The organism is Streptomyces sp. NPDC005302 (genome assembly GCF_040607345.1).
Taxonomy (GTDB): domain Bacteria; phylum Actinomycetota; class Actinomycetes; order Streptomycetales; family Streptomycetaceae; genus Streptomyces.
The window spans coordinates 24,774-30,792 of record NZ_JBEXGN010000039.1 but is presented as its reverse complement, the minus strand read 5'-3'; the positions used below and the strand labels follow the sequence as shown (position 1 = coordinate 30,792).

General features: G+C 71.8%; 5 protein-coding genes. 3 read left to right on the top strand and 2 right to left on the bottom strand.

The window, feature by feature from the left end:
• Nucleotides 1–99: 99 nt before the first annotated feature.
• Nucleotides 100–1,344: a DUF1343 domain-containing protein gene (locus tag ABZT74_RS33715; RefSeq protein WP_356441170.1), complete on the bottom strand. Its 1,245-nt coding sequence runs from the start codon at nucleotides 1,342–1,344 to the stop codon at nucleotides 100–102.
• Nucleotides 1,345–1,541: 197 nt separating this feature from the next.
• Between ABZT74_RS33715 and ABZT74_RS33710 the strand changes: the two genes are divergently transcribed.
• From ABZT74_RS33710 to ABZT74_RS33700, 3 genes are all read left to right on the top strand, one after another.
• The gene (locus ABZT74_RS33710; protein WP_356441167.1) at nucleotides 1,542–2,306 is read left to right on the top strand and encodes an SDR family oxidoreductase; all 765 of its coding nucleotides are present in this window, start codon (nucleotides 1,542–1,544) and stop codon (nucleotides 2,304–2,306) included.
• Nucleotides 2,303–3,964 carry an AMP-binding protein gene (locus ABZT74_RS33705; RefSeq protein WP_356177388.1) on the top strand — a complete coding sequence of 554 codons (1,662 nt, stop codon included), beginning with the start codon at nucleotides 2,303–2,305 and terminating at the stop codon, nucleotides 3,962–3,964. Before ABZT74_RS33710 ends, ABZT74_RS33705 begins: the two co-directional genes overlap by 4 nt.
• 98 nt (nucleotides 3,965–4,062) lie before the next feature.
• Nucleotides 4,063–4,656 (top strand): TetR/AcrR family transcriptional regulator, encoded by a 594-nt coding sequence (locus tag ABZT74_RS33700; RefSeq protein WP_355874398.1) that lies wholly within the window; start codon nucleotides 4,063–4,065, stop codon nucleotides 4,654–4,656.
• 145 nt (nucleotides 4,657–4,801) lie between these two features.
• On the opposite strand, the gene ABZT74_RS33695 is transcribed toward ABZT74_RS33700, so the two are convergent.
• Nucleotides 4,802–6,016, bottom strand: coding sequence for an acyl-CoA dehydrogenase family protein (locus tag ABZT74_RS33695; RefSeq protein WP_356441164.1), 1,215 nt, complete (start codon nucleotides 6,014–6,016; stop codon nucleotides 4,802–4,804).
• Nucleotides 6,017–6,019 lie beyond the last annotated feature (3 nt).

Below are 6,019 nucleotides of genomic sequence, written 5' to 3'. Positions count from 1 at the left end.
ACCGTTTCTGGCGCTCACCCGACGCACGGGCCCTGCCGGGATCGGGCCTCGGACTGTCCATCGTGGCCCGCACGGTCCAGCAGGCCGGCGGCGAGACGGTCACCTGTAGAGCAGGTACTCCTTGCGCGTCCGGCGGAACGCGCCGAGTTCGTCCTGCCAGGCGGCCACGACCTCGTCCGTGCTCGCGCCCGCGTCGATCATCGTGCGCACCTGCGTGGAGCCCGTCAGCTTGTCGATCCAGTTGTCGGAGCGCCAGGCGAAACCGCTCCAGACCTTCCGGGCGGTCACCAGGAGCGCGATCCCGGTGCGGACCGGGTCGTACGCCGCGCGGTCGTGCACATGGATCTGGACGCCCCCGATGGTCCTGCCCTCGAACTTGGAGAACGTCGGCGCGAAGTACGCCTCTCTGAAGTACACGCCGGGCAGCTCCAGTTCACCGGCCGCCGCGGCCCAGCGCCCGTCGACGCCCTCCGCGCCGAGCAGTTCGAAGGGCCGGGTCGTGCCGCGACCCTCCGACAGGTTCGTCCCCTCGAAGAGACACGTCCCCGAGTACACGAGGGCGGTGTCGGCCGTCGGCATGTTCGGGCTCGGCGGCACCCAGGGCAGCCCCGAGGCGTCGTAGAAGTCGCTCCGCCGCCAGCCCGACATCAGCACGGTGTCCAGCTCGACGGGCTTCGCGAGGAACTCCCCGTTGAACAGCCGGGCCAGCTCCGCCACCGTCATCCCGTGCGCCTGCGCGATCGGCTGCCGGCCGACGAAGGTCGCGAACTCCTTGTGCAGGACCGGTCCGAGGGCGGCCCGGCCGGTGACCGGGTTCGGCCGGTCGAGCACCACGAACCGTTTCCCGGCGAGCCGGGCCGCCTCCATGCAGTCGTACAGCGTCCAGATGTACGTGTAGAACCGCGCCCCCGCGTCCTGGATGTCGAACACGACGGTGTCCACGCCGGAGGCCGTGAAGACGTCGGCCAGGGGCTGCCCGCTCTTCAGGTACGTGTCGTAGACGGGCAGCCCGGTCGCCGGGTCGTCGTAGCGGCCCTCGGATCCGCCGGCCTGCGCGGTGCCCCGGAAGCCGTGCTCGGGTCCGAAGACGGCGGTCAGGTCCACCCGGTCGTCGGCGTGCATGACGTCCACGATGTGCCGGACGTCCCGGGTGACCCCGGTCGGGTTGGTGACCACGCCGACGCGGCCGCCGCCCAGCGAGGCGTATCCGGCGGCGGCGAGCCGCTCGAACCCCGTGCGGAGCCGGTGGCCGGAGTCCGGGGCCGGCAACGCCGCCGCGGGCAGTGGGGTCAGGGCCGCGGCGGCGGTGCCGGCCGCGAGCAGTGACCGTCGGGACATGCGCATGGTGTGACCTCCGTGATCGCGGAAGGTTGGCACGTGCACGCTAAGCGCTCGCGGCGGAAGTTCGTAGACCCCGTTCCGTTTCTCCCCTCGCCGCTTGTCACGCGGCCGTCGGCGCGCGCCGGGAGCCCCTTCCCTAGTCACATACCGACTGGTTAGTCTGGCGTCGCAGCAGTGCCGTGTCGCGTCGAAGGAGACCGATGGTGGGAGCCGTGCAGAGTGCGGGAGTGGTCGTCACCGGAGCGGGAGGTGGCATCGGAGCCGCGCTGGCCCGATGCTTCGCCGCCGAGGGGGCGCGGGTGGTCGTCAACGACCTCGACGCCGCGAAGGCGAAGGCCGTCGCAGGCGAGATCGGCGGGACCGCGGTCCCGGGGGACGCGTCCCTGATCATCGAGGAGGCCCGCGACGCCCTCGGCGGCACCGTGGACGTCTACTGCGCGAACGCCGGGGTCGGCTCGGGCGGTTCCGAAGCGGCCGGCGAGGACGTCTGGGCCCTCGCCTGGGACGTCAACGTCATGGCCCATGTGCGCGCCGCCCACGCCCTCCTGCCGGACTGGCTGGAGCGCGGCAGCGGCCGCTTCGTCTCCACCGTCTCCGCCGCGGGCCTGCTCACCATGATCGGCGCCGCGCCCTACAGCGTCACCAAACACGGGGCGTACGCCTTCGCCGAGTGGCTCTCCCTCACCTACCGCCACCGCGGGGTGAACGTGCACGCGATCTGCCCGCAGGGCGTGCGCACCGACATGCTCGCCGCCACCGGCAGCGCGGGCGACCTGGTGCTCCGGCCGACCGCGATCGAGCCCTCGGACGTCGCCGACGCGCTGATGAAGGGGATCGAGGAGAACCGCTTCCTGATCCTGCCGCACCCCGAGGTCGCCGGGTACTACCAGGCCCGCGCCGCGGACCCCGACCGCTGGATGACGAACATGAACCACCTCCAGCAGAAGTGGGAGACCACCGAGTGACCAGCTATGCCGACCGGCCCTGGGTGGCCCTGCTCAACGACGCCCAGCGCGCGCCGGTGCACCCCGCCGACACCCTGGTGCACGCCCTTCGGGACGCCGTCGCGCACACCCCGGACCGCGCCGCCCTCGCCTACTTCGACGGGCGGCTGAGCTACCGCGAGGTCGACGAGCTGAGCGATTCCGTCGCCGGGCACCTCGCCGGGCGCGGCCTCGGTCGGGGCGACCGGGTGGCCGTCCTGCTCCAGAACTCCCCGCAGTTCGTCCTCGCCCTGCTCGGCGCCTGGAAGGCCGGCGCGACGGTCGTACCCGTCAACCCGATGTACAAGTCGGGGGAGGTCCGGCACGTCCTGCACGACGCCGAGGTGACCGCCCTCGTCTGCTCCGACCGCGCGTGGGACACGTATCTGCGCGAGACGGCCGCCGACTCGCCCGTGCGGATCGTCCTGACCGCCTGCGAACTGGACCTCCAGACCCGGGGCGACAGCCGCGTGCTGTCCTTCGAGCGGCTGCCCCTCGACGCGGGCGCCGACGACCTCGTGGCCGTCGCCCGGCAGGGGCATGCCGCCCCGGAGGACCGTGATCTCGGCCCGTCCGACATCGCCCTCATCAGCTACACCTCGGGGACCAGCGGCACCCCCAAGGGGGCCACCAACACGCACGGCAACATCATGTACAACGCCGAGCGGCAGCGGACCGGGCTCGCCCTGCCCGAGGCGCCCGTGTACTTCGCGATGGCACCGCTGTTCCACATCACCGGCATGGTCTGCCAGCTGGCGGCCTGTCTCAACAGCGAGGGCACGCTCGTCCTCGCCTACCGTTTCGAGGCGGGTGTCGTCCTCGACGCCTTCACCGAGCACCGGCCGCTCTACACCGTGGGACCCTCCACCGCCTTCATGGCGCTGGCCGCCCACCCGTCGGCCACACCGGACCACTTCTCCTCGTTCGTGAACATCTCCTCCGGCGGCGCGCCGCTGCCGCCGGCCCTCGTCGAGAAGTTCCGCGCCGGCTTCGGCCCGTACATCCGCAACGGCTACGGGCTCACCGAGTGCACCGCGCCCTGCGCCTCCGTGCCGCCCGGCCTGGAGGCGCCGGTCGACCCCGTCTCCGGCACGCTGGCCGTCGGTGTGCCCGGCCCCGACTCGGTCGTGCGCATCGTCGACGACCTGGGCCAGGACGTCCCCTTCGGGGAGCAGGGCGAGATCCTCGTGCGCGGCCCGCAGGTCGTGCCCGGCTACTGGCGGCGCCCCGACGCCACCGCCGAGACGTTCCCGGACGGCGAACTGCGCACCGGTGACATCGGTTTCATGGACACCGACGGCTGGCTCTACGTCGTCGACCGCAAGAAGGACATGATCAACGCGTCCGGGTTCAAGGTCTGGCCGCGCGAGGTCGAGGACGTCCTCTACACCCACCCCTCGGTCCGTGAGGCGGCCGTCGTCGGGATCCCCGACGGCTACCGCGGCGAGACCGTCAAGGCCTACATCAGCCTGCGGCCGGGCGCCTCCGAGGACCCCGACGCGCTCGCCGCCTGGTGCAAGGAGAGACTGGCCGCCTACAAATATCCGCGGCAGGTGGTGATCCTGCCCGAACTGCCGAAGACGGCGAGTGGGAAGATCCTGCGGCGGGAACTGCGTTCCCGCACCGAGGACTCCCCGTAGGCCCCGGGGCCGACGGTTCCCGGGGGCCCCAGCGGTTCCCGGGAAGGCCCCGAGGACGACAGTGATCGATGTGAACGCACGGAAGGCAGGTGGCGGCAGTGCCCAGGACGACGGACGGTGACGGTACGCCCGTCCCGCAGCGGCTGCTGGCCGCCGCCACCCGGCTCTTCGCCGAGCAGGGCTACGACCGGACCTCCGTGCAGGAGATCGTCGAGGCGGCGGGCGTCACCAAGGGGGCGCTGTACCACTACTTCGGCTCCAAGGACGACCTGCTGCACGAGGTCTACGCGCGCGTGCTGCGTCTCCAGCAGGAGCGGCTGGACGCCTTCGCGGACTCGGACGCGCCCGTGGAGGAGCGGCTGCGCGGCGCGGCCGCCGACGTGGTCGTCACCACCATCGACAACCTCGATGACGCCTCGATCTTCTTCCGCTCCATGCACCACCTCGGCCCGGAGAAGCTCAAGCAGGTGCGCTCCGAGCGGCGCCGCTACCACGAGCGGTTCCGCGCGCTGATCGAGGAGGGCCAGAAGAAGGGCGTCTTCTCCACGGCCACGCCGGCCGACCTGGTCGTCGACTACCACTTCGGCTCGGTCCACCATCTGTCGACGTGGTACCGCCCGGACGGCCCCCTCGCCCGCCAGGAGGTGGCCGACCACCTGGCGGACCTCCTGCTGCGCGCCCTGCGCCCGTAGGCTCCCGTCCCGGACCTGAGGTCTGCCGGCCGGCGAACTCAGCCCCCGCGGCGACGGAGAAGCGGGCGGGGGTCCGGGGGCAGCGCCCCCGGGAACGGGCCGAGGAGGGGCGGAGGGGCGAAAAACTCCCCCCGCCCCCGCCGCGTCACGCGTACTTCTTGATCTCCCGGTACGCCAGCGACCGCTGGTGGACCTCGTCCGGCCCGTCGGCGAGCTTCAGCGTCCGCGCGCTCGCCCAGAGTTCGGCCAGCGGGAAGTCCTGGCTCACCCCGCCCGCACCGTGCAGCTGAACAGCCTTGTCGAGGATGTCGACGACCGTGCGCGGAGTGGCGATCTTGATGGCCTGGATCTCCGTGTGGGCGCCCTTGTTGCCGACGGTGTCCATCATCCAGGCGGTCTTCAGGACCAGCAGACGCAGCTGCTCGACGGCGACCCGCGCGTCGGCGATCCAGTTCTGCACGACGCCCTGCTGGGCCAGCGGCTTGCCGAACGCCGTACGGGACACCGCCCGCCTGCACATCAGCTCGATGGCCCGCTCGGCCATGCCGATCAGCCGCATGCAGTGGTGGATCCGGCCCGGACCGAGCCGCGCCTGCGCGATGGCGAAACCGCCGCCCTCCTCGCCCACCAGGTTGGTCACCGGGACCCGGACGTGGTCGAAGACGACCTCCGCGTGCCCGCCGTGCGAGTGGTCCTCGTAGCCGTACACCTGCATGGCACGGCGGACCTCCAGGCCCGGTGCGTCCCGCGGGACCAGGACCATCGACTGCTGGCGGCGGATGTCCGGGCCGTCCGGGTCCGTCTTGCCCATCACGATGAAGATCCTGCAGTCGGGGTTCATCGCCCCGGAGATGTACCACTTGCGGCCGGTGATGATGTACTCGTCGCCGTCCCGCTCGATCAGCGTGGTGATGTTCGTGGCGTCGGAGGAGGCGACCTCGGGCTCGGTCATGGCGAACGCGGAGCGGATCTCCCCGGCCAGCAGCGGCTCCAGCCACTGCTTCCTCTGCCGCTCGTCACCGAACTGGGAGAGCACCTCCATGTTGCCGGTGTCCGGCGCCGCGCAGTTCAGCGCGGTGGGCGCGAGGTGCGGGCTGCGGCCGGTGATCTCGGCGAGGGGCGCGTACTGGAGGTTGGTGAGTCCGGCGCCGTACTCGGCGTCCGGCAGGAAGAGGTTCCACAGGCCCTGACGGCGGGCCTCGGCCTTCAACTCGCCGACCACGGCGGGGGTGTCCCACGGCGAGGCCAGCAGGGCGCGCTGCTCCTCGGCGACGGCCTCCGCCGGATAGACGTACTCGTCCATGAAGGCGAGCAGCTTCTGGCGCAGCTCTTCGGTGCGCGCGTCGAATCCGAAGTCCATGGC